This is a genomic window from Acidovorax sp. GBBC 1281 (assembly GCF_028473645.1).
Classification (GTDB): Bacteria; Pseudomonadota; Gammaproteobacteria; order Burkholderiales; family Burkholderiaceae_C; genus Paracidovorax.
This window is the reverse complement of record NZ_CP097269.1, coordinates 1,700,285-1,726,571: the sequence shown is the minus strand read 5'-3', so window position 1 is coordinate 1,726,571 and position 26,287 is coordinate 1,700,285. Positions and strand designations below refer to the sequence as shown.

Annotated in this window: 22 protein-coding genes; 12 read left to right on the top strand and 10 right to left on the bottom strand. The window is 68.9% G+C overall.

Translation table 11 applies throughout. The annotated features are described in order from the left end of the window. The first annotated feature begins 115 nt into the window (after positions 1-115). The 5 genes from M5C96_RS07795 to M5C96_RS07775 all read left to right on the top strand — a co-directional run bounded on the left by M5C96_RS07795 (position 116) and on the right by M5C96_RS07775 (position 6,145). On the top strand, positions 116-742 hold the full coding sequence (locus M5C96_RS07795) for an ANTAR domain-containing response regulator (protein ID WP_272568327.1): 627 nt from the start codon (positions 116-118) through the stop codon (positions 740-742). Between the two features lie 420 nt (positions 743-1,162). Beyond that, positions 1,163-2,407, top strand: a complete 1,245-nt coding sequence (locus tag M5C96_RS07790; protein ID WP_272568326.1) for a CmpA/NrtA family ABC transporter substrate-binding protein — start codon at positions 1,163-1,165, stop codon at positions 2,405-2,407. A 53-nt stretch (positions 2,408-2,460) separates the two neighbouring features. Further along, positions 2,461-3,408 carry a nitrate ABC transporter permease gene (gene ntrB, locus M5C96_RS07785; RefSeq protein WP_272568323.1) on the top strand — a complete coding sequence of 316 codons (948 nt, stop codon included), beginning with the start codon at positions 2,461-2,463 and terminating at the stop codon, positions 3,406-3,408. After that, positions 3,405-4,211, top strand: a complete 807-nt coding sequence (locus M5C96_RS07780) for an ABC transporter ATP-binding protein (RefSeq protein WP_272568321.1) — start codon at positions 3,405-3,407, stop codon at positions 4,209-4,211. The genes ntrB and M5C96_RS07780 overlap by 4 nt, the downstream gene beginning before the upstream one ends. A gap of 509 nt (positions 4,212-4,720) precedes the next feature. Then, positions 4,721-6,145 carry a hypothetical protein gene (locus M5C96_RS07775; protein ID WP_272568320.1) on the top strand — a complete coding sequence of 475 codons (1,425 nt, stop codon included), beginning with the start codon at positions 4,721-4,723 and terminating at the stop codon, positions 6,143-6,145. 84 nt (positions 6,146-6,229) lie between these two features. On the opposite strand, the gene treF is transcribed toward M5C96_RS07775, so the two are convergent. Together treF and M5C96_RS07765 are read right to left on the bottom strand one after the other, a co-directional pair. Next, positions 6,230-7,936: an alpha,alpha-trehalase TreF gene (treF, locus tag M5C96_RS07770; protein ID WP_272568319.1), complete on the bottom strand. Its 1,707-nt coding sequence runs from the start codon at positions 7,934-7,936 to the stop codon at positions 6,230-6,232. Between the two features lie 164 nt (positions 7,937-8,100). Further along, complete coding sequence (locus tag M5C96_RS07765) at positions 8,101-8,721, bottom strand: TetR/AcrR family transcriptional regulator (protein ID WP_272568317.1); 621 nt, start codon at positions 8,719-8,721, stop codon at positions 8,101-8,103. A gap of 161 nt (positions 8,722-8,882) precedes the next feature. Between M5C96_RS07765 and M5C96_RS07760 the strand changes: the two genes are divergently transcribed. From M5C96_RS07760 to M5C96_RS07750, 3 genes are all read left to right on the top strand, one after another. After that, positions 8,883-9,551, top strand: coding sequence for a DUF3313 domain-containing protein (locus tag M5C96_RS07760; protein ID WP_272568316.1), 669 nt, complete (start codon positions 8,883-8,885; stop codon positions 9,549-9,551). An 83-nt stretch (positions 9,552-9,634) separates the two neighbouring features. Next, positions 9,635-10,066, top strand: a complete 432-nt coding sequence (locus M5C96_RS07755) for a hypothetical protein (protein ID WP_272568315.1) — start codon at positions 9,635-9,637, stop codon at positions 10,064-10,066. Beyond that, positions 10,066-11,019: a DUF2145 domain-containing protein gene (locus tag M5C96_RS07750; RefSeq protein ID WP_272568314.1), complete on the top strand. Its 954-nt coding sequence runs from the start codon at positions 10,066-10,068 to the stop codon at positions 11,017-11,019. Before M5C96_RS07755 ends, M5C96_RS07750 begins: the two co-directional genes overlap by 1 nt. Before the next feature lie 28 nt (positions 11,020-11,047). Here the strand turns inward: M5C96_RS07750 and M5C96_RS07745 are convergent, their stop codons facing one another. From M5C96_RS07745 to M5C96_RS07730, 4 genes are all read right to left on the bottom strand, one after another. Then, positions 11,048-11,494, bottom strand: a complete 447-nt coding sequence (locus M5C96_RS07745) for a CBS domain-containing protein (protein ID WP_272568313.1) — start codon at positions 11,492-11,494, stop codon at positions 11,048-11,050. A gap of 137 nt (positions 11,495-11,631) precedes the next feature. Beyond that, the gene (locus M5C96_RS07740) at positions 11,632-12,726 is read right to left on the bottom strand and encodes an IS630 family transposase (RefSeq protein ID WP_272563777.1); all 1,095 of its coding nucleotides are present in this window, start codon (positions 12,724-12,726) and stop codon (positions 11,632-11,634) included. Between the two features lie 91 nt (positions 12,727-12,817). Beyond that, positions 12,818-13,459: a DUF937 domain-containing protein gene (locus tag M5C96_RS07735; RefSeq protein ID WP_272568312.1), complete on the bottom strand. Its 642-nt coding sequence runs from the start codon at positions 13,457-13,459 to the stop codon at positions 12,818-12,820. Between the two features lie 128 nt (positions 13,460-13,587). Next, positions 13,588-15,237: a methyl-accepting chemotaxis protein gene (locus M5C96_RS07730; RefSeq protein WP_272568310.1), complete on the bottom strand. Its 1,650-nt coding sequence runs from the start codon at positions 15,235-15,237 to the stop codon at positions 13,588-13,590. Between the two features lie 609 nt (positions 15,238-15,846). On the opposite strand from M5C96_RS07730, the gene M5C96_RS07725 reads away from it, so the two are divergent. The 3 genes from M5C96_RS07725 to M5C96_RS07715 are packed head-to-tail and all read left to right on the top strand — an operon-like array spanning position 15,847 to position 21,903. After that, positions 15,847-17,094, top strand: coding sequence for an efflux RND transporter periplasmic adaptor subunit (locus M5C96_RS07725; protein WP_272568309.1), 1,248 nt, complete (start codon positions 15,847-15,849; stop codon positions 17,092-17,094). 13 nt (positions 17,095-17,107) lie between these two features. Continuing rightward, positions 17,108-20,266: an efflux RND transporter permease subunit gene (locus tag M5C96_RS07720; protein WP_272568307.1), complete on the top strand. Its 3,159-nt coding sequence runs from the start codon at positions 17,108-17,110 to the stop codon at positions 20,264-20,266. Then, positions 20,263-21,903 (top strand): efflux transporter outer membrane subunit, encoded by a 1,641-nt coding sequence (locus M5C96_RS07715; protein WP_272568306.1) that lies wholly within the window; start codon positions 20,263-20,265, stop codon positions 21,901-21,903. The genes M5C96_RS07720 and M5C96_RS07715 overlap by 4 nt, the downstream gene beginning before the upstream one ends. 19 nt (positions 21,904-21,922) lie before the next feature. On the opposite strand, the gene M5C96_RS07710 is transcribed toward M5C96_RS07715, so the two are convergent. The 3 genes from M5C96_RS07710 to M5C96_RS07700 all read right to left on the bottom strand — a co-directional run bounded on the left by M5C96_RS07710 (position 21,923) and on the right by M5C96_RS07700 (position 24,477). Further along, complete coding sequence (locus M5C96_RS07710; protein ID WP_272568305.1) at positions 21,923-22,357, bottom strand: GNAT family N-acetyltransferase; 435 nt, start codon at positions 22,355-22,357, stop codon at positions 21,923-21,925. A gap of 141 nt (positions 22,358-22,498) precedes the next feature. After that, on the bottom strand, positions 22,499-23,575 hold the full coding sequence (locus tag M5C96_RS07705; RefSeq protein ID WP_272568303.1) for an alkene reductase: 1,077 nt from the start codon (positions 23,573-23,575) through the stop codon (positions 22,499-22,501). 101 nt (positions 23,576-23,676) lie between these two features. Beyond that, complete coding sequence (locus M5C96_RS07700) at positions 23,677-24,477, bottom strand: SDR family NAD(P)-dependent oxidoreductase (protein ID WP_272568301.1); 801 nt, start codon at positions 24,475-24,477, stop codon at positions 23,677-23,679. 116 nt (positions 24,478-24,593) lie between these two features. Between M5C96_RS07700 and M5C96_RS07695 the strand changes: the two genes are divergently transcribed. Next, on the top strand, positions 24,594-25,154 hold the full coding sequence (locus M5C96_RS07695; RefSeq protein ID WP_272568298.1) for a MarR family winged helix-turn-helix transcriptional regulator: 561 nt from the start codon (positions 24,594-24,596) through the stop codon (positions 25,152-25,154). Positions 25,155-25,344: 190 nt separating this feature from the next. Here the strand turns inward: M5C96_RS07695 and M5C96_RS07690 are convergent, their stop codons facing one another. Beyond that, a complete protein-coding gene (locus M5C96_RS07690; protein WP_272564134.1) occupies positions 25,345-26,274 on the bottom strand; it encodes an IS5 family transposase in 930 nt (309 codons plus the stop codon). Positions 26,275-26,287: the final 13 nt, after the last annotated feature.

Genomic DNA, 26,287 nt, shown 5'->3' with positions numbered 1-26,287 from the left:
CGAAAGCGGTGCTAATGCACCCGCACAGTGCGCTTTCGGGCCTCCGCCGCGATCCATTGGGTTTGCACCGCGGCGGCGCACCAGGATGGGCGTATTTATTGCTTAAGCTTGGGGCATGACCGACTCTCTGCGCATCGTGGTGGTGGCCCCCGACCTGGCGGTGGGTGCCGAGGACGACGAGCACGCCCAGCTGCAGGCCGAGCGCTCGCGGGCGCTGCGCATCGGCCTGCTGGAAAACAACTTCAACCTGGTGGCCACGCTGCCGGCCGACGTGTTCCTGAGCGAGCGGCTCGCGCAGCTGCAGCCCGACCTGGTGATCGTGGACGCCGAAAGCGACGCCCGCGATGCGCTGGAGCACGTGGTAATGGCCACCCGCGATGCGCCCCGCGCCATCGTGATGTTCACCAACGACGACGACCCCTCCCACGTGCGGCAGGCGGTGGCCGCGGGCGTGTCGGCCTACATCGTGGCCGGGCTGTCGCCCCAGCGCATCCGCCCCATCCTGGACGTGGCGATGGCGCGCTTCCAGCACGAGCAGGCCCTGCGCGCCGAACTGGCCGATGCGCGCAGCGAGCTGAAGGACCGCAAGACCATCGACCGCGCCAAGGGCCTGCTGATGCAGCGCCAGGGCCTGACCGAACAGGCCGCCTACGACAAGCTGCGCAAGAGCGCGATGGACAAGGGCATGAAGCTGGTCGAGGTGGCCCAGCGCATGCTGGACGTGGCGGACCTGCTGGGCTGACCGGCGCGGCCGGCGGCGCTGCACAAGGGCAGTGCGGCACTGCACCATCGCGCGGCTTCCGTGCCTGGCCCTGCACGCGCCGCGGCCCGCATTGGCCCGCTTCGGCGCAGGGCCACGCGGCGCCCGGCGCCGGACGGCTCGAGCCCAAAAGGCCTCCAGCGCAATCAACACTAGGGCATATCGCTACAAAAACAATAGCAAACATCCCGTATGGTCCGCTCTGGCACAAGGCTTGCAATGACGGAGGCAAGACCAACGTTGGTCGATTGCCAGGCCCCACCCAATGGCGGGTGCGACCTGGCAGAACCCGGACAAAGGCGTCCCCACCGCTCGCGGCGCTGCCCCCAAGGCAGCCTGCGGGCGTGTGAGGACGCCTTTTTTGTTTTTCCACGTTGCCAGCCAAGCCAAGGGATGCCTTCCATGACCGACCTGTCCAAAACCAGTCTCCACCGCCGCACCGTGCTGCAGGCCGCCGCCGTGGGGGCCGTCGGCGTGAGCCCCGCGCTGCGCTCCATAGTGCATGCAGCCGGCTCCGACGCGCCGGAAAAGAAGGAAGTCAAGATCGGCTTCATCCCCCTCACCGACTGCGCCAGCGTGGTGATGGCCTCGGTGCTGGGCATCGACCAGAAGTACGGTGTGAAGATCGTGCCTTCCAAGGAAGCGAGCTGGGCCGGCGTGCGCGACAAGCTGGCCAACGGCGAGCTGGACTTCGCCCACGTGCTGTACGGCCTGGTGTACGGCGTGCACTTAGGTGTCGGCGGCCCCAAGAAGGACATGGCCGTGCTCATGACCCTGAACAACAACGGCCAGGCCATCACGCTGAGCAAGAAGCTCGCCGATGCCGGCGCGGTGGACGGCGCGGGCCTGGCCCAGCTCATGGCCAAGGAAAAGCGCGAATACACCTTCGCGCAGACCTTCCCCACCGGCACGCACGCCATGTGGCTGTACTACTGGCTGGCCGCCAACGGCATCGACCCGCTCAAGGGGGCCAAGGTCATCACCGTGCCGCCGCCGCAGATGGTGGCCAACATGCGCGTGGGCAACATGGACGGCTTCTGCGTGGGCGAGCCCTGGAACCACCGCGCCATCATGGACGGCATCGGCATCACCGCCACCACCACGCAGGACATCTGGAAGGACCACCCCGAGAAGGTGCTGGGCACCACGTCGGAGTTCGTGCAGAAGTACCCCAACACCGCGCGCGCCGTGACGGCCGCCATCCTGGAGGCCGGCCGCTGGATCGACGAGGGCCTCGCCAACAAGAACAAGATGGCCGAAACCATCGCCGGCAAGGCCTACGTGAACACCAGCGTGGACGCCATCAACCAGCGCATCCTGGGCCGCTACCAGAACGGCCTGGGCAAGACCTGGGACGACCCCAACTACATGAAGTTCTACAACGACGGCGCGGTGAACTTCCCCTACCTGTCCGACGGCATGTGGTTCCTCACGCAGCACAAGCGCTGGGGCCTGCTCAAGGACCACCCGGACTACCTGGCCGTCGCCAAGTCGATCAACCGCACCGAGCTGTACAAGCAGGCCGCCACCGCCGCCAAGGCGCCCCTGCCCAAGAGCGACATGCGTTCCAGCAAATTGATGGACGGCGTCGTCTGGGACGGCAAGGACCCGGCCAAGTACGCCGACAGCTTCAAGATCAAGGCCTGACCCCGGGCCCCGCCCGAGCCGCCCGCCCCCAGCCCCCGCCAGGAGAACCCACCATGGTCAGCGCCGTCTTCCACGCCCCGCCGGAGCCCACCCCAGCCGCGGCCCCGTCTGCTATGCAAACGATAGCAACACCGGCAATCAAAACGCCGGCATCGGGGCAAAAACCCTTGCAATCCGCCCCGCCCAGCCCGCCGCGGGCGCCCCGCGACTGGGCGGCCGCCTCGCGCACCTTCTGGCTCGCGGTACTGCCGCCGGCCTGCGGCCTGGGCCTCTTGATCGGGCTGTGGGCCGTGGTGTCCTCCACCACCGGGCAGAGCATTCCAGGCCCGCTGGAGACCTGGAAGCAGGCGCTGGAAGTCTTCAGCAACCCCTTCTACCGCAACGGCCCCAACGACCAGGGCGTGGGCTGGAACGTGCTCGCCTCGCTGGAGCGCGTGGCGGTCGGCTTCGGGCTGGCGGCGCTGGTGGGCATTCCCGCGGGCTTCGTGATCGGGCGGTTCAACTTCCTCTCGCGCATGTTCAACCCGCTCATCAGCCTGCTGCGGCCCGTGTCGCCGCTGGCGTGGCTGCCCATCGGCCTGCTGGTGTTCAAGGGCGCCAACCCGGCCGCCATCTGGACCATCTTCATCTGCTCGATCTGGCCCATGATCATCAACACCGCGGTGGGCGTGCAGCGCGTGCCGCAGGACTACATGAACGTGGCCCGCGTGCTCAACCTCTCCGAGTGGAAGATCGCCACCACCATCCTGTTTCCCGCCGTGCTGCCGTACATGCTGACCGGCGTGCGCCTGGCCGTGGGCACCGCCTGGCTCGTGATCGTGGCGGCCGAGATGCTGACCGGCGGCGTGGGCATCGGGTTCTGGGTGTGGGACGAGTGGAACAACCTGAACGTCAAGAACATCATCATCGCGATCTTCGTGATCGGCATCGTCGGGCTGCTGCTCGAATACGCCCTGGTCAAGCTGGCCACGGCATTCACGTTCGAAGAGGTGAAGGCATGAACAACCCCGCGAAATTCATCGAAGTCCAGGGCGTCGCCCAGACCTTCAAGACCGCCAAGGGGCTGTTCCCGGCGCTGCGCGATATCGACCTGTCCATCGCCAAGGGCGAGTTCGTGGCCCTCATCGGGCACTCGGGCTGCGGCAAGTCCACCTTGCTCAACCTGATCGCCGGGCTCACGGTGCCCACGGCCGGCGCGCTGCTGTGCGCCAACAAGGAGATCAAGGGCCCCGGCCCCGAGCGCGCGGTGGTGTTCCAGAACCACTCCCTGCTGCCCTGGCTGACCTGCGAAGGCAACGTGCACCTGGCGGTCGAGCGCGTGTTCGGCAAGCGGGAACCGAAGGCCCAGCTCAAGGCCCGCACCGAGGCCGCGCTGGCCATGGTGGGCCTCACGCACGCGGCGCAAAAGCGCCCCGGCGAGATCTCGGGCGGCATGAAGCAGCGCGTGGGCATCGCCCGGGCGCTGTCGATGGAGCCCCAGGTGCTGCTGATGGACGAGCCCTTCGGTGCGCTCGACGCCCTCACCCGTGCCAAGTTGCAGGACGAGCTGCTGGAGATCGTGGCGCGCACGCAGAGCACCGTGGTCATGGTCACCCACGACGTGGACGAGGCCGTGCTGCTGTCCGACAAGATCGTGATGATGACCAACGGCCCGGCCGCCACCATCGGCGAGGTGCTGGCGGTGGACATCCCGCGCCCGCGCAACCGCGTGGCCCTGGCCGAAGACCCGCGCTACCTGCGCAGCCGCAAGGCCGTGATCGATTTCCTGTACACGCGCCAGGCGCATGTGGAGAAGGCGGCCTGAACCAGGGCCGGCGAATGGTTCCAGGCCGCAGCGGTGGCTGCACGGCGCAACGCCGCGCTGCCCGAGGCACACCCGCGCCTGCCGCCATGGCGGGCGCAGCGGGCGCGCCCTGAACGGCGGGGGCTGCGGGCGCCGCGGTCCGCACGAAGGCTTCACGGCCCTGTCATCCCGGTTTAGTCCAAACCCGATAGCCTGTGAGAGAAAGCTGGCGTGCCCGGATTGACCTGAGGCGACGATCTTCCGAAAAATAGGCACCGCACGGCTTTTGCAAGACAGGCAAAAGACGCGTGGCTTCGGCGCACCCGGCTGCAGTGGGGGAGCGTCGCCCAGCAGAAGAATTCGTTTGTCCACCCAAAGAGAGGGGGTTCCCGATGCGCAAGCCGTTCAACCACCAACGATGGGAATGGAATGGGTCCGGATAAGCGGCGACCGCCACCGTTCGCCCCATCCGGCGTCGGCCCGATCCGCGTGGCCGCCGCTGCCATTCCAGCATTTCTCATCGTTCCATCATGACCCAAGACATTCAATCGTCCGTTCGGCGCTCAGCCACCACCCAGAACACCGAGGCCTACTACCAGCAACTCCTGGGCAGGATTGCCGAGAATCCCGGCGTCCTGATTCCAGCCAATGCCGACACGCAGGCGTTGATGCCCTTCAACGGCTACTACCCGCTCGCCAATGCCGTGGGGGCTTTTTTCGCCGTGGACACCAACATGGTGGTCCACCCACAGGCCGCCGCACCGTTTTTCGACCTGACGCTGATCGTCTCGCTGGACGGCAAGACGGCCACCCGCTATGCGTTCACCGGCACCTTCGACGGCACCACCCTCAGCCAGACCTGGGAGACGGGCGGGCTGTCCATCCAGCTGACATTCACCCGGCCGCAGGGCGGCTTCGGCCCGGTCGCCTCCTGTTCGGGCACCATCGCCCTGCCCGGGCAAGCGGCGGTGCCGGTGGTGGGCAGCACCTACAACAACCCCATTCCGGCCTCCCTGTTCGCAGGGGACTACTTCGATGAGGACAGTGGCAGCAAGGTGGCGCACATCGGGGCAGACAACCAGCTGCAGTACGACGGAGGCACCAACACTGGCACGCTGGCCCCGGTGACGACGTACCTGTACAACCTGAACATGTACTTCTTCACCTTCATGCAAGGCAGCGCCAAGGTCAACCTCATCATGGGCACGGCGGCCGAGCAAGGTTTCGCCTGCAACAACATGATCTCGGGGACCGGTGGCTCGCTGGTGTCCCGGTCCCTGGTCACCATTCCCAAGGCCCAGAAGCCCGCGCTGGAACTGTACGACCTCAGCGGTTGCCAACTGGCCGATTTCAGCGGCTACTACACCATCCAGGGCACGGCGGCCCAGCCCCTGCAGCCAACGGCCTTCGTGTCCATCCAGTCCCAGTACGCCACGGTGCTGCCCGACACCGGGTGGGACCTGAATTTCGTGATGATCAGCGTGTCGCTGGACGGCGTGACCTCGCAGGGGTATTACTTCAACCCCTTCACCATGTCCTTCAAAGGGGGCACGCTGAGCATGCCGGACCAGGGCATCAAGCTGCAGCTGACGCGGGGCTATAGCGCGGGCAACGGAGCGCTGGCGTCGCTGAGCGGAACGATCGGCGGCCAGGCCATCACCGGCTCGACGCTGTTCAACCCGGTGCCGCTGTCCGCCTTCCAGGGCGCGCCCATGACGAACAGCCAGTCCGACACGCTCACCGTCAACAACGACAACGAGGTCCACTACAACGGCACCGACATGGACAGCATCATCTACGTGCCGCTGATGTACATCCTGGCCTACCCCGCCAGCAATCCGACGGTGGTGATGTCCTTCGGCACGGACGGCACCCACGGCAATGCCTGCATCGTGACCACCCAGGCCAACACCGCCGACCGGAAAACCACCTCGGTCTGGGGGATTCCTTCGTAGCCTGCCCAAGGCCCGGCGCGCGCCCGGACAAGCACCGGGCCGCGCTGGCCGCGCGCGCTGGCGCCCCACGGGCCACCCGTGGGGCTATTTTTCGGGCTGCGGCCCGGCGCCGGTTTCCGCCCGGGCCGCATCGGGCAGCCAGCCCCGCACCACCCCGTTCGTCCAGCCGAACCCGTCCTGCAGCGGGTATTCGCCGCCATCGCCGCCGGTGGAGGGGCTGTCGCCGGATTCGCACAGCGAGTATTTTTCGACCAGCTTGCCCTCGTGGTCGTACACGTCCTGCACGGTTTTGAGCCAGCGCGTGCGGATGTCGTCCGACAGCTGGCGGCAGCTCTCGTCGGCCGTGCCGTAGGCGGCGAAGCCTTCCACCGCCATCCACTGCAGCGGCGCCCAGCCGTTGGGGCGGTCCCACTGCTCGCCGCTGGCGGTCTCCGAGGTGGACAGGCCGCCCCGCACCAGCAGGCGCCGGCGCACGGTGGCGGCCAGCGCATGGGCCTGCTCGGGCGTGGCCGTGCCGGTGAAAAGCGGCACCACGGTGGCGGCATTGAGCGCCGGGCGCGGCGTGCCGGCCTGCCAGTCGTGGTCGAGGAAGGCGCCGGCCTCGGCGTTCCACAGCACGCGGGACATGGCCTCGGTACGCTGGCGGGCCCGGTGGTCGAACGCGTCGGCCGTGGCCGTGTCGCCCGCCGCGCGGCTCAGGCGGGCGATGGTGGTCTCGGCCTTGTGCAGCAGCGCGTTCAGGTCCACCGGCAGGATGCGCGTGGTGCCGATGGTGGACAGGGTCTGCGTGCGGCAGGTGCCGCAGGCGCCGTCGTCCAGCCAGCGCGCGCTGAAGTCCCAGCCCGACTCGGCGGCGGCGCGCAGGTCGCGGTACACCTCGTTCGCGGGGCGCTGGCATTGGGCGGCGGTCTCCACGTCCTCGCGCCACGATTCCTCGCGCGGCGTGTCGCGGTCGTCCCAGTAGCGGTTGAGCACGGCGCCGTCCGGCAGCGCCACCACGCGGCGGTGGGCGCTGCCCGGGGCCAGGGTGTCCGCGCCCTCCATCCAGAAGTCGTATTCGCGCCGCATCTGCGGCAGGTACTGCGCGGCGCCGTGCCCCGCGCACGATTCGCACAGCTCGGCCATCAACGAGAACACCGGCGGCTGCGAGCGGCTCAGGTAGTAGGTGCGGGTGCCGTTGGGCACGTGGCCGTAGGTGTCGATGAGGTAGGCGAAGTTGTCCGTCATCGTGTGCAGCAGGTGCCGCCGGCCGCTGCGCACCAGGCCCAGCATGGTGAAGTACGAATCCCAGTAATACATCTCCACGAACCGGCCGCCCGGCACCACGTAGGCGTGCGGCAGCGCCAGCAGCGAGCCGCGCGGGGGGTGGTGGGCCGGGTGACGGGTGAGCTCGTCCCACAGCGCATCGATGTGCGCCGCCATGGTCAGCCCGGGTTCGACCGTGGGGCCGTCGCAGGCGCGGGTCTGGGGCTTGAAATGCCGGTGCACGAAGGCATGCAGGTCGAAGTCCGGCGCCTGGCACTGCGCGCGGTAGGCCGCGAGGATGGTCTCGGGCGGCTGACGCGGGGCGCAGTCCACGAAGGTCTTGGAGTCTTCGAAGATGCGCTGGCGCTGCACTTCGATGAAAAGCTCTTCATAGCGGTCCGCGGGCGTGTGGGTATCGGCCGGCGGCGCAAGCGCGGCCGCGGCGCGCCGCGAGGCGCTGTGCGCACGGTGGGTGGACGAATCGCCGCCCGGCAAGGACGGCGGTGGAGCGGCGGGAGACTCGGTGCAGGACGGCAAGGCAGACATTCGGGTTCCAGGCGAAGGGACCAAAGAGAAGGGTCGGCGGGGGATGGCCCTATTGAACGACGGCTGAGCCGACCGCGCCGGCCCGCGGCCCCGGCAAATGCGCAGGACAAGACGCCGAATCGGCGTCGGTGCCGCAGGGCATGCCGGCGCGCTTCGGGTCGCGCCTAGCGCCTGGGCGCCGCGCCCCGCAGGAAAAAGTCGACGGCCCGCACCACCCGCGCGTGGATGTCGGCGACGGAGACGGCCGGCGGGTCCTGCTGGTACAGGCGCGGCCCGGTTTCCGCGGTGAGCAGCGCCATGAACTGCATCGCCATGACCTGGGGATCGCCCTCGCACACCTCGCCGTGCGCCATGGCGGCGCCCATGAAACGGGTGAGCGCATCGATGCACTGGCGCGGGCCGGCGCCGTCGAACAGCTCGCCGATGTTGGAGCGGCCCGCGTCCGCCAGCACCATGCGATACACCGAGAGTGCGCGGCGGTCGTTCAGCATCACCTGCAGCGCCTCGTCCCCGAACCGGTTCAGCGTGGGCCGCATCGGCGGGCGCGTTTCCAGCGCTGCCAGCAGGTGGGAGGTGGCGTCGGCCAGGTGAGAGGTCGCCAGCGACTGCACCACGGCGACGAACAGCGGCTCCTTGGACGGGAAATAGCCGTAGAGGGTGGCCTTGGAGCCCCCGAGCCGCTTGGCCAGCTCGTTCATCGACGCCGCCTCGTACCCCACCTCTTCGAACAATTTGGCCGCCGCTTCCACGATGGCATCCCGCCGCGCCTGGGTCCTGACCCGCATTCGCATCTCCAAAAGTGAACTAACTTGTACTCTTTACTTGACAGGGCTCCCTTGGGCAAATCATACTATACCGTACATGCATGTTCAGTTATAGCCCAATCCCCTGGCCCCGCGGCCCGGGGCTGGACCCCTTTTCGCCCCTTTCTTTTGGAGAAGCTCCCATGCATGCCACCCCTTTTCTGCGCCCCGCGGCGCTCCTGCCCCTGCTGTGCGTTGCCGCCCTGGCCGGCTGCGCCAGCACGCAGCCCATCGCCTACACCGGGCTGCAGTCCGCGCCCCAGCTGCGGCCCAACCTGGACGACGACACCGGCCGCATTCCCTACCGCGTGGCATCGCACCGCGACTGGAGCCAGTACACCAAGGTGATCCTCGACCCCATCGTGATCTACGGCGGGCCCGACCACCAGTTCGAGGACGTGCCCGAGGCCCAGCGGCGCCAGCTGGCCGGCGACATGCGCCGGCAGTTCACCGCGCGGCTGGCCACGCGCTTTCAGATCGTGGCCCAGCCCGCCCCCGCCACGCTGCGCCTGCGCGTGACGCTCACCGGCGCCAGGCTCACCACACGGGGCCTGAGCACCTTCACGCGCTTCGACATCGGCGGCGGGCCCTACAACCTGGTGCAGGGCATCCGCGGCAAGGAAGGCACCTTCACCGGCTCGGTCAGCTATGCCGTGGAGATCTTCGATGCGGTGTCGAACCAGTTGCTCGACGCCTTCGTCACCAAGCAATACCCGAACGCGCTGAACATCGGCGCGACCTTCGGCACCCTGGATGCGGCGCAGGCCGGCATCGAAAAGGGCGCGCAGGAACTCACCGCCCAGTTCCAGTGACCGCCGCCATGATCCCCTCCCACCCCGCCCCCCTGCCCGCCTGCCCGCCTGCCCGCCTGCCCGCCGCGGCCCCGAGAATTGCCATGCCCCTGATTGCCTTCGTTCGCGCCGCGTGCGTGTCTTCGCTACTCGCCGCCGCCCTGCCCGGCCATGCGGAACTGTTCACCTCCATGGCCTCCAGTGCGGGGTCGGCGGCTTCGAGCGGCGGCGGGGGCCGCGACCGGCGCCTGGCCGAGGGCGAGTACCGCGTGATCGGCGTGGAGCAGGTGCCCGGCCGGCCCGACGCCACGGGCCTCAGGCTGCGCGCGACCGAGACCGGCGCCGCGCGCGAGTTCGTGCTGAACCTGCCGCGCCAGGCGCAGGGCGCGCGGCCGCTCGCCGCCAGCGACCTGTTGCAGGCGCGCGAGCGGCCCTACGGCTTCGAGTTCGCGCGCGGCGACACCCGCGAAGCCTTCTTCCTGGTGCTGAACGACGACTGGTACGAGGAGATGGACTCCCGGCCGCTCGCCCTGTGATGCGGCGCGCCACCTTGCCATCCGGCGTGCGGCCCCGGCGCGCGCTGGCGCGCTGGACCGGGATCGCCGCCATCGGCCTCGCCGCGCTGGGGGCGGAGGTTCCGGCCCACGCCGGCACCTGGGGCCTGTGCGATGCCGCCGCGTCGCTGAGCGCCACCGATCAGGACCGGATCCTGCGCTTTGCCGCGGTGGTCAAGCAGGTGCTCGACGCCTCGGGCCAGCGCGTGGCGCTGATCTCGCGCTCGGGCCTGGACCTGGGCCGCTTCGGGGTGCGCTACTCGCACGCCGGCCTGGCGCTGCGGCCGCAGCCGGACCGCCCGTGGGCGGTGCGCCAGCTGTACTACACCTGCGAGGAGTCGCGGCCCCGGCTGTTCGACCAGGGCATCCCGGGCTTCCTGATGGGCCGGGACGATCCGTCGCGGGGTTACGTTGCCATCGTGCTGCTGCCCGCGCTGCCCGCCGACGCGCTGGAGCGCACGGCCCAGGATAAGCGCGCCGCGCTGGCCCTGCTGGCGGTCGACTACAGCGCCAATGCGTACCCGTTCAGCACGCGCTACCAGAACTGCAACCAGTGGGTGGCGGAGATGATGGCCAGCGCCTGGGCGCCGGCCGGCGACGCTCCCCCGACGCGCGAGCGCGCGCAGGCGTGGCTGCGCTCGGAGGGCTACCGGCCCGAGCCGATCGGGCTGGGATCGCACGGCGTGGTGTTCGCCGCGCATTTCGCGCCGCTGGTGCATGTGGACGACCACCCGCGGGACGATCTCTACGCGCTGCGCATGCGGGTGAGCCTGCCGGCCTCGCTGGAGGCCTTCGTGCACGATCGCATGCCGGGCGCCGAGCGCATCGAGCTATGCCACGACCGCCGCCAGATCGTGGTGCGCCGCGGCTGGCAGGCGCTGGGCCCGGGGTGCGAGGCCGGGCCGCAGGACGAGGTGATCGCCCTCGATCCCTAGAGGGCGGTTTGCGCGGCGCGCGGCGGCCTCAGTTGCGCTGGCCGCCGGTGATGTACTGCTCCATCTGCTCGATGATGAACTGCTGCTCGGACATGATGTTCTTCACCAGGTCACCGATGGAGATCAGGCCCACGAGCCGGTTGGCATCGTCCACCACCGGCAAGTGGCGCAGCCGGTTGTCGGTCATGAGCTGCATGCACTGCTCGCTGCTCTGGTGCGGCCGCACGAAGCGCACGGCCCGGGTCATCACGTCGCTCACCTGGGTGGCGCCGGAGGTGCGGCCCAGCAGGGCCACCTTGCGGGCGTAGTCGCGCTCGGTCACGATGCCGGCGATCTGCTCGCCCTCCATCACCAGGAGCGCGCCGATGCCCTTGTCGGCCATGAGCCGCAGCGCATCGAGCATCGAATCGGAGGGCCCGATGGTGTGGACCTGGGCATGGGGCTTGGACTTGAGGATGTCGGCGACTGCGGTCATGGGGCCTCCCGGAGTGAAGTGGCATGGATGACCGCAGTTTCCGCCCAACGGCGGGGTGCGCGCAACAGGGGTTTGCGAAGCCGTCCGGGGCGGCGATGCAGTTGGTTGCAAACCCGCGCGCCGCCGGTCGCCGGGCCCTAGTGTCCTGTCCCGTTAATTCGCCCGCATAGTCTGGCGAGTTTTTCGAGGATGGAGTCTGCTGTAGCTGTCCAAGTAAACGGCTGGCAGGACTGGTTGTAATTCGCGATGAATGTGTCGATCTTGTTGATCAGATCCTTCACGCTGGTGAACGAGCCACGGCGGATTGCCCGCGTGGTGATGATCGAGAAGAAGCGCTCGACCTGATTGAGCCAGCTTGAATAGGTCGGAACGAAGTGCATGTGCCAGCGAGGCCGCTCGGCCAACCAAGCGCGCACCTTTGGATGCTTGTGGCTGGCGTAGTTATCAGCTATGCAGTGCACATCCAGTTCGTCGGGCACTGCCTTGTCGATGGCGCGCAGGAAGGCAAGGAACTCTTGATGACGATGCCGGGGCCGGCACTGCGCGATCACTTGGCCATTCATCACGTTCAGGGCCGCGAACAAGGTGGTGGTGCCGTGGCGCACGTAGTCGTGCGTGACACCTTCGACATAGCCAAACCCCATTGGCAGCATCGGCTGCGTACGCTCCAAAGCTTGGCATTGGCTCTTCTCGTCCACGCACAGCACCAGCGCGTTGTCAGGTGGGTTCAGGTACAGCCCCACAACGTCGCGCAGCTTCTCGATGAACAGCGGATCGGTCGACAGCTTGAAGCTGTCGGCCCGGTGCGGCTTGAGGTTGAAGGTCTGCAGATAGCGCGCCACCGTGCTCTTGCTGATGCCCGTATCGGCGGCCAGCGTGCGGGTGCTCCAGTGGGTACCCCCATCAGCAGGCTTGGTGTGCAACGTCTTGGTAATCAACTCAGCAACACGCTCGTCATCTACCGTGCGGGGGCGACCCGGGCGCAACTCGTCGTAAAGCCCTGCAATGCGATGGCGCGCATAGCGCCCGCGCCACTTGGTGACAGTGCTACGACTGATCCCCAGAGCCTGCGCAACCGCGGTGCTGGCTTTATCTGTGCCTTCGCAAGTCAGCACGATGCGCGCCCTGAGCGACAACGCCGCTGGCAGCGAACGTGATCGCGCCATGGACGTCAGTTCCGCGCGCTCCACTTCACTAAGCGCAATTTCTGTTCGGGTCGTTGCATTGGGCATGGCGGCACCTCAAGGATGGCCCGAAACCATGCAGCTATCGTGCCTGCGAATTAACGGGACAGGACACTAGCACCGCGCTTGCGTTTTCAGCTCAGCGTCGCCCGCCGAACAGGCCGCCGCCGAGCTTGACCAGGTCCGACAGGCCGACCTGGCCGTCGCCGTCCTGATCGAGCAGGCTGCCCAGCGCGCCTCCACCCAGGCCGCCCAGGCCACCCGACTGCTGGGCGCGGTCGCGCTCGTGGCCGAGGGTGCGGCCCAGGCTGCCAGCATCCAGCCCACCGGCCTGCACGCGCTGCGCCAGGAACGACATCACGATGGGCGCGAGCAACTGCAGCAGTTGCCCCGCGTTGGCGCCCAGGCCCGTGGCCTGGCCCAGCCCGGCCTCGGCCTGCGGGCGCTGGCTGCCGAACACGTGGCCCAGGATGTCGGCGCCCTGCCCGCTGGCGGCACCGCCGCCGCCGAGCAGCGACCCCAGGAGCCCGCCCAGGTCCAGCCCGCCCGCGCCGCCGGCGGCCGGCTGGTGGTCGCGCTGCAGGGCACCCAGCAGGGCCTCCGCGCCCTGTGGCTGCGCGGCGTTGCGGCCCAGCGCGCCCAGCAGCAGGGGCAGTGCGGTCGCCACCGCGGAACGGGTCTGCGTGGCGTCGGTGCCCAGTTGGCTGGACAGCTGCTGGAGCGGGGCCCCTTGCAACTGGGCCATCAGTTCATCGGACAGGGAGGGGGTGGACGGGTTCATGGGCGGCTCCTTCATCAACATTCGGTGCGGGTGGCAGCGCGTGGCGTTGCCGTGGGCGTAGCGGCCGGACATCGGCCCCGGGCCCCATGCTATCCGGCCGGGCGCGCCCATGGCCGCCGCCTTTGGCTTTAAGCCCCCCGCGCGGCGATCAGCGATGGGCCGGGGCGCGCCGCCTTGCGCAGGGCCACGGCATCGGACGCCACGGCGCCGCGCGGGCCGCCGTGCACACGGAACACCTGCACCGCGTCCGACACGGTCTGCGCCTGGGACTGCAGCTCCAGCGCCAGGGCGGCGTTCTCCTCCACCAGCGCCGCGTTCTGCTGGGTGATGCCGTCCAGGTGGGAGACCGCGCTGTTCACCTGCGAGATGCCGGCCTGCTGCTCGTTGGCCGCGCTGTGGATCTGACCGATGAGGGCGCCCACGCGGCGCACCAGGTCCAGCGACTCCTGCATGGTCTTTTGCGCGCTCTCGGTGCGCTGGCGGCCCTCGCCCACCTTCTCGGCCGACTGGTCGATGAGCTGGCGGATCTCGCGCGCGGCGGTCAGCGTGCGCTGCGAGAGGCTGCGCACCTCGCCGGCCACCACCGCGAAGCCCCGGCCCTGCTCGCCCGCCCGCGCCGCCTCCACCGCCGCGTTCAGCGCGAGGATGTTGGTCTGGAAGGCGATGGAGTCGATGAGCTGCGTGATCTCGCCGATGCGGCCCGAGGCAGCCTGGATCTGCTGCATGGTGGCGGCCACGCCGTCCACCGCGCCGCTGGTGCGCTCGGCCACGCCCGTGGCCTGCCGCGCCAGGTCGGCCGCCTGGCGGGCCGATTCGGCCGTCTGCTGCACGGTGCCGGTGATCTCCTCCATCGAGGCGGCCGTCTCCTGCAGGTTGCTGGCCTGCGTCTCGGTGCGGCCGGACAGCTCCTGGTTGCCCTGGGCGATGGCGCGGCTGGACACGCGCATCTTCTCGGTCTCCTGCAGCGCATCGCGCACGATGGACTGCAGGTTCACGTTGAGCTGGCTCAGCGCCTTCTGCAGGTCGCCCACGCCGTCGGAGCGGGTCACGCGCATGCGCTCGGTCAGGTCGCCGGCCGCCATGCGGTTGGCGGCGCGCACCATGTCCGACAGCGGCAGCACGGCCACGCGGCGCACCTGGGCGAAGGCGACCATCGCCACGCCGGCCACGGCAGCCCAGGCGGCGGCCGAGAAGAGGCCCTGCGCTTCATCCACGAGCCCCGCCAGGAAGGCGGCCAACAGCACGGCCAAAAACGCCATGGCCACCTGGCCACCCACGCCGATGCGGGTCCACTCCGCGACGCGGCCCAGGGCGGTCAGGCGTGCCAGCCGGCCCGCGCGCAGCACGTGCACCGGGCGGCCGGCCTCGGCCTCGGTGCGCATGCGGGCATACAGCGCGTCGGCGGCCTGCACCTGCTCGCGGGTGGCCTCGGTGCGCACCGACAGGTAGCCCACGGGGCGGTCGCCTTCCATCAGCGGGGTGACGTTGGCCATCACCCAGTAGAAGTCGCCGTTCTTGCGCCGGTTCTTCACCGCGGCCGACCAGGGCCGGCCCTGGCCGATGGTGTCCCACATGTCGCGGAACGCCTCCTCGGGCATGTCGGGGTGGCGGATCAGGTTGTGGGGCTGGCCCAGCAGGGCCTCGCGCTCGTAGCCGCTCACCTCGATGAACATCGGGTTGCAGTACAGGATGCGCCCTTTGAGGTCGGTGGTGGACACCAGGGTTTCGCCGGAAGGAAACGGGTATTCCTGCGTGCTGACCGGAAGATTTCTTCGCATGGGAAGCCTTTCTGGGGAAGAAGCTTTTGTCTCGTACGGACGGTGCGGCACGGCGCCGCGGGCCCCTGCGGGGATGCAGTGCGGCCGATGGTAGGTGGCACATCCCGGCTTGTGGAAACCTTTCGGCCGGGGCTTGATCTGAGTCAAGAGCCCGGGGACGCCGCGAACGCGGACCGTCGTTTCCCGACCACCCATTTGCTATTAATCTAATAGCTATCAAGGCAATGAAAACACCGGCATGCGGGCGATTTGGCCCTCGAAACGCCGTTCCGCCCCGCAGAAACCCTTCGGATCGACGGCCCGGCCGGCCGGCGGCCCGCCAGCGCGGCCACACACTCCCGGGGCCAGCGCCCGAGGGGCCCGCCACCGCCTGCGAGGGGCGCGCGCGGCCCGCAGGCGGCATGAAGGTTGCAAGGTCCGGACACGAGGCCCGCCGGAGGGCTTTCCAGCCTGCTACAGCTTCACACGATCTTTTCAATTGACCGTCAGAATGCTCGCCACAACGAAAGCCGTGCCCTGTCCATGAATTGCCCACGCCCCGCCACACGCTCGCTGCCCTCCACGCCCGCTGCCATGGCCCCACGGCCCTCCTCCTTGACTTCTTCCTGCATGACCGCTGTTCCCGATGCCCTGCGCCGGGCCGGCGCTGCCGTGTTGGCGGCCGCCTTCGTGGTGGCCGGGTGTTCGGACAAGGCGGCCAAGCAGCCCGCGCCGCGCGCCCCGGTGGAAGCCGGTGTGGTCACGATCCAGCCCGAGCGGCAGTCGATCACCACCGAGCTGCCCGGGCGCACCAGCGCCTTCCTGGTCGCCGAGATCCGGCCGCAGGTGGGCGGCATCGTGCAAAAGCGGCTCTTCACCGAAGGGGCGGACGTGAAGGCCGGCCAGGTGCTGTACCAGCTGGACGCCTCGCCCTTCGAGGTGGCGCTGGCGAGCGCCGAAGCGTCGCTGGGCAAGGCCCAGGCCACCGTAGGCACGGCGGAGACCAACGCGCGTCGCAATGCCGAACTGGTCAAGATCGATGCGATCAGCCGGCAGGTGTATGACGACAGCCAGGCGGTGCTGGTGCAGGCCCGCTCGGACCTGGCCGTGAACCGCGCGGCGGTCGAGAACGCCCGCATCAACCTGGGCTATACCCGCATCAAGGCGCCCATCTCGGGCCGCACCACCACCTCGGCGGTGACGCCGGGCGCGCTGGTCACCGCCAACCAGACCACGGCGCTCACCACCATCTCGCAGATCGACCCGCTCTACGTGGACGTGACCCAGTCCAGCACCGACGTGCTGCGCCTGAAGACCGACCTGGCCAAGGGCCGCTTCCAGCGCGCGGGCGAAGGCCAGGCGCGCGTGGCGCTCAAGCTGGAGGACGGCAGCACCTACGCCCAGGCCGGCCGGCTGCAGTTCAGCGGCGTGACGGTGAACCCCGCCACCGGCGCGGTCACCCTGCGCGCGGTGTTCCCCAACCCGGACGGCCTGCTGATGCCGGGCATGTACGTGCGCGCAGTGCTGGAGACGGGCGTGAACGAGCAGGCCCTGCTCGTGCCCCAGCAGGGCGTGACGCGCGACACCGCCGGCAACGCCAGCGTGCTGCTGGTCAATGCCGAGAACAAGGTCGAGCGCCGCAAGATCCAGGTCGAGGCCGCCGTGGGCAACCGCTGGCAGGCCGTGGGCGGCCTGGCCGCCGGCGACCGCGTGGTGGTGGACGGGCTGCAGCGCGTGAAGGTGGGCGACACGGTCAAGCCGGTGGAGGTGGCGGCCAAGGCGGCGGCAGCCCCGGCAGGCGGCGCGTCCTCTGCGGCACCGGCCGCATCGGCGGCGGCACCCACGGCTTCCAGCGCTGCGGCCCCGGCCGCCCGCTGAAGGACCGCCCGCCATGGCACAGTTCTTCATCAACCGGCCCATCTTCGCGTGGGTCATCGCCATCGTCATCATGCTGGCGGGGGCCATGTCCATCAAGACATTGCCGCTGGAGCAGTACCCCAACATCGCGCCGCCGCGCGTGTCCATCAGCGCCACCTACACCGGCGCCTCGGCCAAGACGGTGGAGGAATCGGTCACACAGGTGATCGAGCAGCAGCTCAAGGGCCTCGACAACCTGATCTACATGGGCTCGACCAGCGATGCCTCGGGCGGCTCGCGCACCACGCTCACCTTCAATGCCGGCACCAACATCGACGTGGCGCAGGTGCAGGTGCAAAACAAGCTGCAGCAGGCCATGTCGCGCCTGCCGCCCGCGGTGCAGAGCCGGGGCGTCACCGTCACCAAGGGCGGCAACGACTACCTGATGATCGTCACCTTCACCTCGCCCGACCCGAGCGTGACGCAGGTGGACATCGGCGACTACATCTCCAGCAACCTGGTGGACGTCATCAGCCGCATCGACGGCGTGGGCGACGTGGCCACGCTGGGCACGCCCTACGCCATGCGCGTGTGGATGGACCCGGCCAAGCTCGAGAAGTACGCGCTCATGCCGTCCGACATCGGCAACGCCATCAACGCCCAGAACGCCCAGGTCTCCGCCGGCCAGCTGGGCGCCCTGCCCGCCGTGGGCGAGCAGCAGCTCAACGCCACCATCACCGCGCGCAGCAAGCTGCAGTCGCGGGAAGAGTTCGAGAACATCGTTCTCAAGTCCACGGTGGACGGCGCCATCGTGCGCCTGAAAGACGTGGCCCGCATCGAACTGGGCGCCGAGAACCTCACCATCACCTCGCGCCTGAACGGCCAGCCCGGCGCCGGCATGGGCGTGGTGCTGGCCGACAGCGCCAACGCCATGGCGGTGGCCAACGCGGTGAACGCCAAGATCGCCGAGCTGCAGCCGTTCTTTCCGTACCAGCTCAAGCCCTTCACCAGCTACGACACCACGCCCTTCGTGAGCGCCTCCATCGAAGAGGTGGTCAATGCGCTGGTCGAGGCCATGCTGCTCGTGGTGCTGGTGATGTACATCTTCCTGCAGAACTTCCGCGCCACGCTGATCCCGGCGATCGCGGTGCCCGTGGTGCTGCTGGGTACCTTCGGCGTGCTGTCGGTGGCGGGCTACTCGATCAACACGCTGACCATGTTCGGCATGGTCCTGGCCATCGGCCTGCTGGTGGACGACGCCATCGTGGTGGTGGAGAACGTCGAGCGCGTGATGAGCGAGGAGGGCCTGCCCCCGAAGGAGGCCACGCGCAAGTCCATGGCCGAGATCACGCCCGCGCTGGTGGGCATCGCGCTCACGCTGTCGGCGGTGTTCATCCCCATGGCGTTCTTCGGCGGCTCCACCGGGGTGATCTACCGGCAGTTCTCCATCACCATCGTCTCGGCCATGGTGCTGTCGGTGCTGGTGGCGCTCACGCTCACGCCGGCGCTGTGCGCCACGCTGCTCAAGCCCATCCCCCAGGGCCAGCACAGCCCGCACGGCGCGCCGCGGCGGGGCGTGCTGGGCTGGGTGGATCGCTTCTTCACCGGTTTCAACCGCCGCTTCGACCGCACCGCCGACGGCTACCAGCGCGGCGTGGGTCGCATCGTGCGCCGCGGCGGGCGGATGATGCTGGTCTATGCGCTCATCGTGGGCGGCATGGCCGTGCTGTTCATGCGCCTGCCCACCTCGTTCCTGCCCAACGAGGACCAGGGCGCCGTGCAGGTGCAGATCACCCTGCCCCCGGGCGCCTCCAACACCCGCCTGCAGGTGGTGATGGCCGAGGTGCAGAAGTACTTCGCCGCGCAGCCCGACGTGGTGAGCTTCAACTCCATCACCGGCTCCAACGGCGACCAGAGCTCGGCGCGCGGCTTCGTGCGCCTGAAAGACTGGAGCGAGCGCCCCCTGGCCTCGCAAAGCGCCGACGCCATCGCCCGCAAGGCCACGCGCGATCTGTCCAAGATCCGCGACGCGCGCATCTTCGTTGTGCTGCCGCCGGCCGTGCGCGGCCTGGGCGCCAATGCGGGCTTCAACTTCCAGCTCAAGGACCTGAACGGGCTGGGCCACGACGCGCTCGTGGCCGCGCGCGACAAGGTGCTGCAGCTGGCCGGCCAGCGGCCCGAACTGTCCAACACCCGCAGCAACAACCTGGACGATACGCCGCAGCTGGGCGTGGCCATCGACGACGCCAAGGCCGGCGCCCTGGGCCTGGCCACCACCGACGTCAACAACACGCTGGGCAGCGCCATCGGCGGCACCTACGTGAACGACTTCCTGAACAAGGGCCGGGTCAAGCGCGTGTACATGCAGGGCGATGCGCCCTACCGCATGCTGCCCCAGGACATCGCGCCCTGGACGGTGCGCAACAGCCAGGGCCTCATGGTGCCGTTCTCGGCGTTCTCCAGCACCAGCTGGACCTACGGCTCGCCCCAGCTGCAGCGCTACAACGGCAGCCCCAGCTACGAATTCGTGGGCGACGCGGCCACGGGGGTCAGCTCCGGCGCGGCCATGGACGCGGTGGAAACCATCATGAAGGAGATGCCGCCCGGCATCGGCTACGAATGGACGGGCGCCTCCTACCAGGAACGGCTGTCGGGCTCGCAGGCGCCGCTGCTGTATGCCGTCTCCATCCTGTTCGTGTTCCTGTGCCTGGCGGCGCTGTACGAAAGCTGGTCGGTGCCGTTCTCGGTGATCCTGGTGGTGCCGCTCGGCATCGTGGGCGCGCTGCTGGGCATCGGCATCCGCGGGCTGTCCAACGACGTGTATTTCCAGGTCGGGCTGCTCACCACCGTGGGGCTGTCGTCCAAGAACGCCATCCTGATCGTGGAGTTCGCCACCCAGCTGCAGGCCCAGGGCAAGAGCGTGATCGACGCCACGCTGGAGGCCGTGCGCCTGCGGCTGCGCCCGATCCTCATGACCTCGCTGGCCTTCGGCTTCGGCGTGCTGCCGCTGGCCATCGGCACGGGCGCCGGCGCGGGCGGGCGGCAGGCCATCGGCACCGCGGTGCTGGGCGGCATGATCTCCGCCACCGTGCTGGGCATCTTCTTCGTGCCCGTGTTCTTCGTTCTCATCCGCGGCTTCTTCGCCGACCGGGCCGCCAAGGCCGGCGGCCATCCCACCGGAGCCCCCGCATGACGCCGCGCCAAGCCCTCGCCCACCCCGCCCTCCGCCCGCTGGCCTGGGCGGTGGCCGCCACCGTGGCGCTGGCCGCGCTGCCCGGCTGCACCAACCTGGCGCCGCCTTACCAGGCGCCCGCGCTGCCCGTGCCGGCGGCCCTGGGCACGGGCTCCGTGCCGGTGACCGTGACCGCTCCCGCCCCCCTGGGGGACGGGTCCGCCACGGCGGTCCCGGCCGATCCGCTGGACCGCCCCCTGGAATGGGCCGAATTCTTGCAGGAGCCCCGCCTGCGCGCCCTGGCCGAGATGGCCGTGGCCAACAACCGCGACCTGCGCGTGGCCGTGCTGGCCATCGAGCGGGCACGGGCGCAGTACGGCGTCTCGCGCGCCGACCTGTTCCCCGGCGTGAACGCCACGGGCGCGGGCAGCCGCAGCCGCACGGCCGACGACCTGACCACCGCGGGCCGCTCCAACATCACCGGCCAATACAGCGCGCAGCTCGGCTTTGCCAGCTACGAGATCGACTTCTTCGGCCGCGTGCGCAACCTGAACGACGCTGCGCTCCAGGAGTTCTTCCGCGCCGCCGAAAACCGCCGCAGTGTGCAGCTGAGCCTGGTGGCCGAGGCGGTGAACGCCTGGCTCACCCTCGATGCCGACGGCCGCCGCCTGCAACTGGCGCGCGACACGCTGCGCACGCGCCAGCAGTCGCTGGACCTCACGCAGCGCAGCCATGCGCTGGGTGCCACTTCGGGCCTGACCCTGGCGCAGACGCAGACCACGGTGGACACCGCGCGCGCCGACGTCGCCACCTACACCGCCCAGGTCGCGCGCGACCGCAACGCGCTCGCGCTGCTGGTGGGCGCCACCGTGCCCGACGACCTGCTGCCGCCCGTGGCCCTGGCCGCCGCGGCGAATGCCGCGCCCGCCACGGTGCCGCCCGCCAAGGCAACGGCAACGGCCGACGGCACCTCGCGCAGCAGCGCCCCCCGCAACACCAGCACCGCCATCGTGCCTGCCACGCCCGCCGCCGCTTTGCTGGCCGTGCCCGCCGACCTGCCCTCCGGCGTGCTGCTGCGCCGGCCCGACGTGCGCGCGGCCGAGCGCACGCTGCAGGGCAGCTACGCCAGCATCGGCGCGGCGCGCGCGGCGTTCTTTCCGTCCATCACGCTCACCGGCTCCATCGGCACGGCCAGCAATGCGCTGTCGGGCCTGTTCGACGGCGGCAACGGCACCTGGAGCTTCGCGCCGCAGATCCGCCTCCCGATCTTCGACGCCGGCCGCAACAACGCCAACCTGCGCGTGGCCGAAGTGACGCGCGACACGGCCCTGGCCCAGTACGAAAAATCCATCCAGACCGCGTTCCGCGAAGTGTCCGACGCGCTGGCCGACCGCGCCACGCTGGACGAGCGCCTGGCCGCCCAGCGCTCGCTGCTGGACGCCACCCAGCGCGCGCTGGACCTGTCGGACGCGCGCTACCGGCTGGGGGCCGACAGCTTCCTCACGGTGCTGGACGCGCAGCGCTCGCTGTACGCCGCGCAGCAGACGCAGATCACCCTGCTGCTGGCCGAGCAGACCAACCGGGTCACGCTGTACAAGGTGCTGGGGGGCGGCTGGGCCGCCAATGGGGCGGGGGTGGCGGACGACCCGCTGCGCTGAGGGGCTGCGGCCCAGGGGCTCAGTCCGCCGGCACCAACTCGACGGCGGCGTGTTCTTCCAGCCACTCCGCGACCGGCAGACCGGCCTCGTCGGCCACGCCCTGGTTCCAGAACTGCGAGGCGCACAGCACCTCCACGTCCAGGCCCTCCAGCGTGCTGCGCGCCAGCACCGCGCCGATGTAGGCGCTGCGCGCCCGCTCGACGATGCCCCAGACCAGCGTGGTCTCGGCGGCACATTGCAGGCCGATCAGGAACGCCTCCTTGCGCGCGCCGTCCGCGGTTTTCTCCACCATCCAGGGCAACTGCTCGGCCAGCAGCTCGTCCTGCAGCAGCACGTTCAGCAGATCGCGCGCCGGCTCGGCCCCCAGCGGGACGACCACGAAACGCTCGGTTTCGAATTTCGGGGCCTGGGTGGGCAGCAGCTCGACGCTGGCTTTCATCTCTTGGTAAGACATCGTTTTAAACCTCCGTGGACACCGAGCCTAGGCCCGCGCCCTCGCGGGCCGGGCCAGGCGTCCGAAGGAAGGTGGCCGCAGCCGAAGGCCATCGGCCCGGGGCGGCGCTCTCCTCGCCGCCCCGATACGCACCAACGATGGCTAACCGGCGAGCGCCGGATAGTCCGTATAGCCCTGGGCCCCAGGCGTATAGAACGTGGCCGGATCGGGCGCGTTCAGCGGCGCGTCCTGGCGCATCCGTTCGACCAGGTCCGGATTGGCGATGAATGCACGGCCGAAAGCGGTGAGGTCGGCCAGGCCGCCCTCCAGCGCGCGCTCCGCACCGGTCTTGTCCAGCCCGCCGGCCAGGATGAACGGGCCGTCGAACGCCGCCCTCAGGTCGGCCTTGAGCTGGGCGGGAACCGGTGGCGTTCTCATGGCCGAGTGGTCCAGCACGTGGACGTACAGGAGGCCGAGCGCGGACAGCGCCTTCACCAGGGCCAGGTACTGCCCGTCCACGCCGTCGAAGGCGCCGGCGCTGTTGACCACTCCATGCGGCGACAGGCGGATGCCCACGCGTTCGGCGCCGATTTCCTTGGCGGTGGCCCGCGCCACTTCGAGCACCAGCCGGTTGCGCCCCTCGGCGGTGGCGCCATAGCCATCCGTGCGGCGGTTGATGTTGGAATTCAGGAACTGCTCCAGGAGATACCCATTGGCCGCGTGCAGTTCGATGCCGTCGAAACCGGCTTCGATGGCCAGGCGCGCGGCCGTGGCGTATTCGCCGATCACGGCCTGGATGTCGGCCTCGGTCATGGCGCGCGGTGGCGTGTGCGGCTGGCTGCCTTGCGAATCGGTGTACATCTCGCCGGGGCACGCCTCGGCCGACGCGCTGACCACTTCAGCGCCGGCGGGCAAGTTGGCCTGGTGGGCCACGCGGCCCGTGTGCATCAGTTGCACGACGATCTTGCCGCCTTGGGCATGCACGGCGCTGGTCACCCGCTTCCAGCCTTGCACGTGGCCATCGTTGAACAGGCCGGGAATCCGGGCATAGCCCAGGCCGTTGGGCGACGGCGAAGTGCCTTCCGTGACGATGAGGCCGGCCGTCGCGCGCTGCGCGTAGTAGGTCGCCATGAGCGGATTGGGCGTGTTGTGGTCCACCGCGCGGCTGCGGGTGAGCGGCGACATCACCACGCGGTTGGCCAGGGGGATGTTGCGCAAGGAAAAGGGTTCGAAAAGCATCGGGGCTGTCCTTGGAAAAAGCAGGGCGAAAGCGACGGAGGAAAAGGCCATCGGCGTGCGGAGAACCGCGTGCGATGGGCTGTGGGGTCCATGGGCTGGCGTCAAACGACGCTGTAGCGAGGGGCCGGCGTTCCCATCTGGCTGCCGGCGAACAGCTCGGCGCGGGCCGACTCGTAGCGGTCCCACAGGCCGGTGTCGGCAACGGACGGCCAGGTGACCGTTTCGCCCTGGTCCAGCCCGGCGAGCGCGGCGTCGACCAGGTGCTCGGTGGTCATCACGGTGTCTTGGTTGAGTGCCGCCAGCGGCACGCCCGACAGGTCCCAGATTTCGGTGGCGGTCGATGCGGGCAAGACCAGTTGGACCTGCACCCCCGTGTCGGCCAGTTCCTGCTGCAGGCCTCTGCTGTATTGCAGGACGAAAGCCTTGGTGCCGCTGTAGACCGCGCTGACCGGCAGCGCATGGATGCCCAGCACGGAGGCGATGTTGATGATCACGCCCTGCTTCCTGGCGATGAAGGGGGGCAGCACCGCCTGGGTCAGCCGCGTCAGGGCGGTGATGTTGAGGTCGATCTGGGACACCGCGTCGTCGGCAGACCGCTGGGCGACGGGCCCCAGGCGGGCGATTCCCGCGTTGTTCACCAGGATGTGCAGGCGTTCGTGGGTGGACAGGAGGGCTTCGATGCGCGCCAGGTCCTCGGCCTTGCCGAGGTCCGCCACCACCGGCTCGGCTTTCACGCCATGGGCCTCGGCGATCCGGGCGCTGAGGGCTTGCAGGCGGTCGGCACGCCGGGCCACCAGAATAAGATCGTATCCACGCGCAGCGAGGCGATCGGCATAGACCGCACCGATGCCGGAAGAAGCCCCGGTGATCAATGCGACTTTGTTGGAATGGGGACGGGTCATCGGGTGTTCTCCAATAAAATTGAGGGCTCAATTAAATAAGTTGAGGGCTCAAATGTAGAACAGGACAGCGATGCACTTCGAATAGTGCAGCACTCAACCATTTGGAAAATATGGGAATGACGAACCACCCCGTCGGTGCGGCTGCGGATGCCGACTGCGCCTTGAATCAGGCGATCGCGGAGGTCACCGCCGCGACCGGTGTGCAGGTCTGCACGAACACGTCGGTGCGCCTGGCGGCGCGCAGATTGGGGCAGCTGTACGACGACGCCCTCGCGCCCCTGAACATCAAGGCGACGCAGCTGGCGCTGATCGTCGAGATCGGCAAGTTCCAGAGTGCCGATGGGCAGGGGCCGACCCTGCAGGACCTGGCGAACCGGCTGGCCATTCAACTATCGGCGCTGACCCATGCCCTCAGGCCCCTGGTGCGCGACGGCATTGCCGAATTGCGGCAGGACGCCCAGGACCGGCGCACCAAGCACGCCGTGCTCACCGCGCGCGGCAAGCAACTGCTGGCGCAAGCGATCGGGCGCTGGGCCGCCGCCAACGAGCGGGTCGAGGCCGTCCTGGGCCCGGCCTCGGCCGCGAGCCTGCGGGCGCTGGCCGATCAGGTGGCGTCGGATGCGTTCATGGTGGCCTATCAGGCAGAGAACCCTATACAGGAACCGCTATCCACTTGAAGCGCTCCGCAGATGCGGGCAGCATGACAGTTCGCACTACAAGGTAAAGGCGACTAACGATGTCGCTTTACCACTGGTGTCTGGACAAGGGCCGCCTCACCTACCGGAGCGAACTGAGCAATCGAGTACATGAATCGGCGCTGTTGCACAAATCGAATTGCAGACGGCATGACCCCAACCCCAGACGGACCTATGCCACAGCAGTCACCGACACGGTGTGAGGACGGCCGATCTGACTGAACCGATTGAGCAAGGCCACGCGGACATGCAGCTCCACAACCTGGCGGTCGAACGTGCGCGCGATCACCCGTTCGCCCAGTCGCTTGAAGCAGTGCATCTTCGTCTCCACAAGGCTGCGCCGGTGGTAGCCGCTCCACTTCTTCCAAATGCCGCGACCCAGGCGCTGGCACGCCCGAATGGCCTCATTACGATGCGCCGAGCCCGGACTCGACTTCTTCCAATGGCTGGCGTTCTTGCGGGGCGGGATCACCGCCATCGCGTGCCGCTCGGCAATGGCGTCCAGGCAGGCGCGCGTGTCGTAGGCGCCATCGGCACTGACGCTTTCGATGGATTCGTCAGTGGGAATCTGAGCCAGCAACCCGGGCAACATCGGCGCATCCCCAATGGCGTTGCTGGTCACCTCGATGGCGCGTATTTCCAGCGTCTGCGCGTCGATGCCCAGATGGACCTTGCGCCATTCGCGCCGGTATTCAGCACCATGCTTCTTGCGTTTCCACTCTCCTTCGCCCAGGAACTTGATGCCGGTGCTGTCCACCAGCAACTGCAGCGGCGAGTTGGTTCGCTGGTAGCTCAGTTCGACCTGCAAGGTCTTTTGGCGCCGGCAAACAGTGCTGAAGTCAGGTACCGGCCAGTCCAGCTTTGCCAGCCGCAGCAGGCTCTGCACCATGCCCAGCGCCTGTCGCAAGGGCTGGCCGAACAGGCACTTGATGCTCAGGCAGAACTGGATTGCTGCGTCCGAGAAGGTTCGGCTGCGTCCACGCCTGCCGGTCGGCGTGCCAAACCACATCGTCAACGAGCCTCGCGCTTTCAGCGCCGCGTTGTACGCCTTCCAGTTCGTCGTGCGGTACTTGCTCCGCTGCCTGTTCTTCGTCTCTGTCACGCAGTCAGTCTAC

Excerpts from the sequence above, each read along its gene's own strand:
- M5C96_RS07795 (WP_272568327.1), top strand. The coding sequence starts at position 116 with ATGACCGACTCTCTGCGCATCGTGGTGGTGGCCCCCGACCTGGCGGTG.
- M5C96_RS07790 (WP_272568326.1), top strand. The coding sequence starts at position 1,163 with ATGACCGACCTGTCCAAAACCAGTCTCCACCGCCGCACCGTGCTGCAG.
- ntrB (WP_272568323.1), top strand. The coding sequence starts at position 2,461 with ATGGTCAGCGCCGTCTTCCACGCCCCGCCGGAGCCCACCCCAGCCGCG.
- M5C96_RS07780 (WP_272568321.1), top strand. The coding sequence starts at position 3,405 with ATGAACAACCCCGCGAAATTCATCGAAGTCCAGGGCGTCGCCCAGACC.
- M5C96_RS07775 (WP_272568320.1), top strand. The coding sequence starts at position 4,721 with ATGACCCAAGACATTCAATCGTCCGTTCGGCGCTCAGCCACCACCCAG.
- treF (WP_272568319.1), bottom strand. The coding sequence starts at position 7,936 with ATGTCTGCCTTGCCGTCCTGCACCGAGTCTCCCGCCGCTCCACCGCCG.
- M5C96_RS07765 (WP_272568317.1), bottom strand. The coding sequence starts at position 8,721 with ATGCGGGTCAGGACCCAGGCGCGGCGGGATGCCATCGTGGAAGCGGCG.
- M5C96_RS07760 (WP_272568316.1), top strand. The coding sequence starts at position 8,883 with ATGCATGCCACCCCTTTTCTGCGCCCCGCGGCGCTCCTGCCCCTGCTG.
- M5C96_RS07755 (WP_272568315.1), top strand. The coding sequence starts at position 9,635 with ATGCCCCTGATTGCCTTCGTTCGCGCCGCGTGCGTGTCTTCGCTACTC.
- M5C96_RS07750 (WP_272568314.1), top strand. The coding sequence starts at position 10,066 with ATGCGGCGCGCCACCTTGCCATCCGGCGTGCGGCCCCGGCGCGCGCTG.
- M5C96_RS07745 (WP_272568313.1), bottom strand. The coding sequence starts at position 11,494 with ATGACCGCAGTCGCCGACATCCTCAAGTCCAAGCCCCATGCCCAGGTC.
- M5C96_RS07740 (WP_272563777.1), bottom strand. The coding sequence starts at position 12,726 with ATGCCCAATGCAACGACCCGAACAGAAATTGCGCTTAGTGAAGTGGAG.
- M5C96_RS07735 (WP_272568312.1), bottom strand. The coding sequence starts at position 13,459 with ATGAACCCGTCCACCCCCTCCCTGTCCGATGAACTGATGGCCCAGTTG.
- M5C96_RS07730 (WP_272568310.1), bottom strand. The coding sequence starts at position 15,237 with ATGCGAAGAAATCTTCCGGTCAGCACGCAGGAATACCCGTTTCCTTCC.
- M5C96_RS07725 (WP_272568309.1), top strand. The coding sequence starts at position 15,847 with ATGACCGCTGTTCCCGATGCCCTGCGCCGGGCCGGCGCTGCCGTGTTG.
- M5C96_RS07720 (WP_272568307.1), top strand. The coding sequence starts at position 17,108 with ATGGCACAGTTCTTCATCAACCGGCCCATCTTCGCGTGGGTCATCGCC.
- M5C96_RS07715 (WP_272568306.1), top strand. The coding sequence starts at position 20,263 with ATGACGCCGCGCCAAGCCCTCGCCCACCCCGCCCTCCGCCCGCTGGCC.
- M5C96_RS07710 (WP_272568305.1), bottom strand. The coding sequence starts at position 22,357 with ATGTCTTACCAAGAGATGAAAGCCAGCGTCGAGCTGCTGCCCACCCAG.
- M5C96_RS07705 (WP_272568303.1), bottom strand. The coding sequence starts at position 23,575 with ATGCTTTTCGAACCCTTTTCCTTGCGCAACATCCCCCTGGCCAACCGC.
- M5C96_RS07700 (WP_272568301.1), bottom strand. The coding sequence starts at position 24,477 with ATGACCCGTCCCCATTCCAACAAAGTCGCATTGATCACCGGGGCTTCT.
- M5C96_RS07695 (WP_272568298.1), top strand. The coding sequence starts at position 24,594 with ATGACGAACCACCCCGTCGGTGCGGCTGCGGATGCCGACTGCGCCTTG.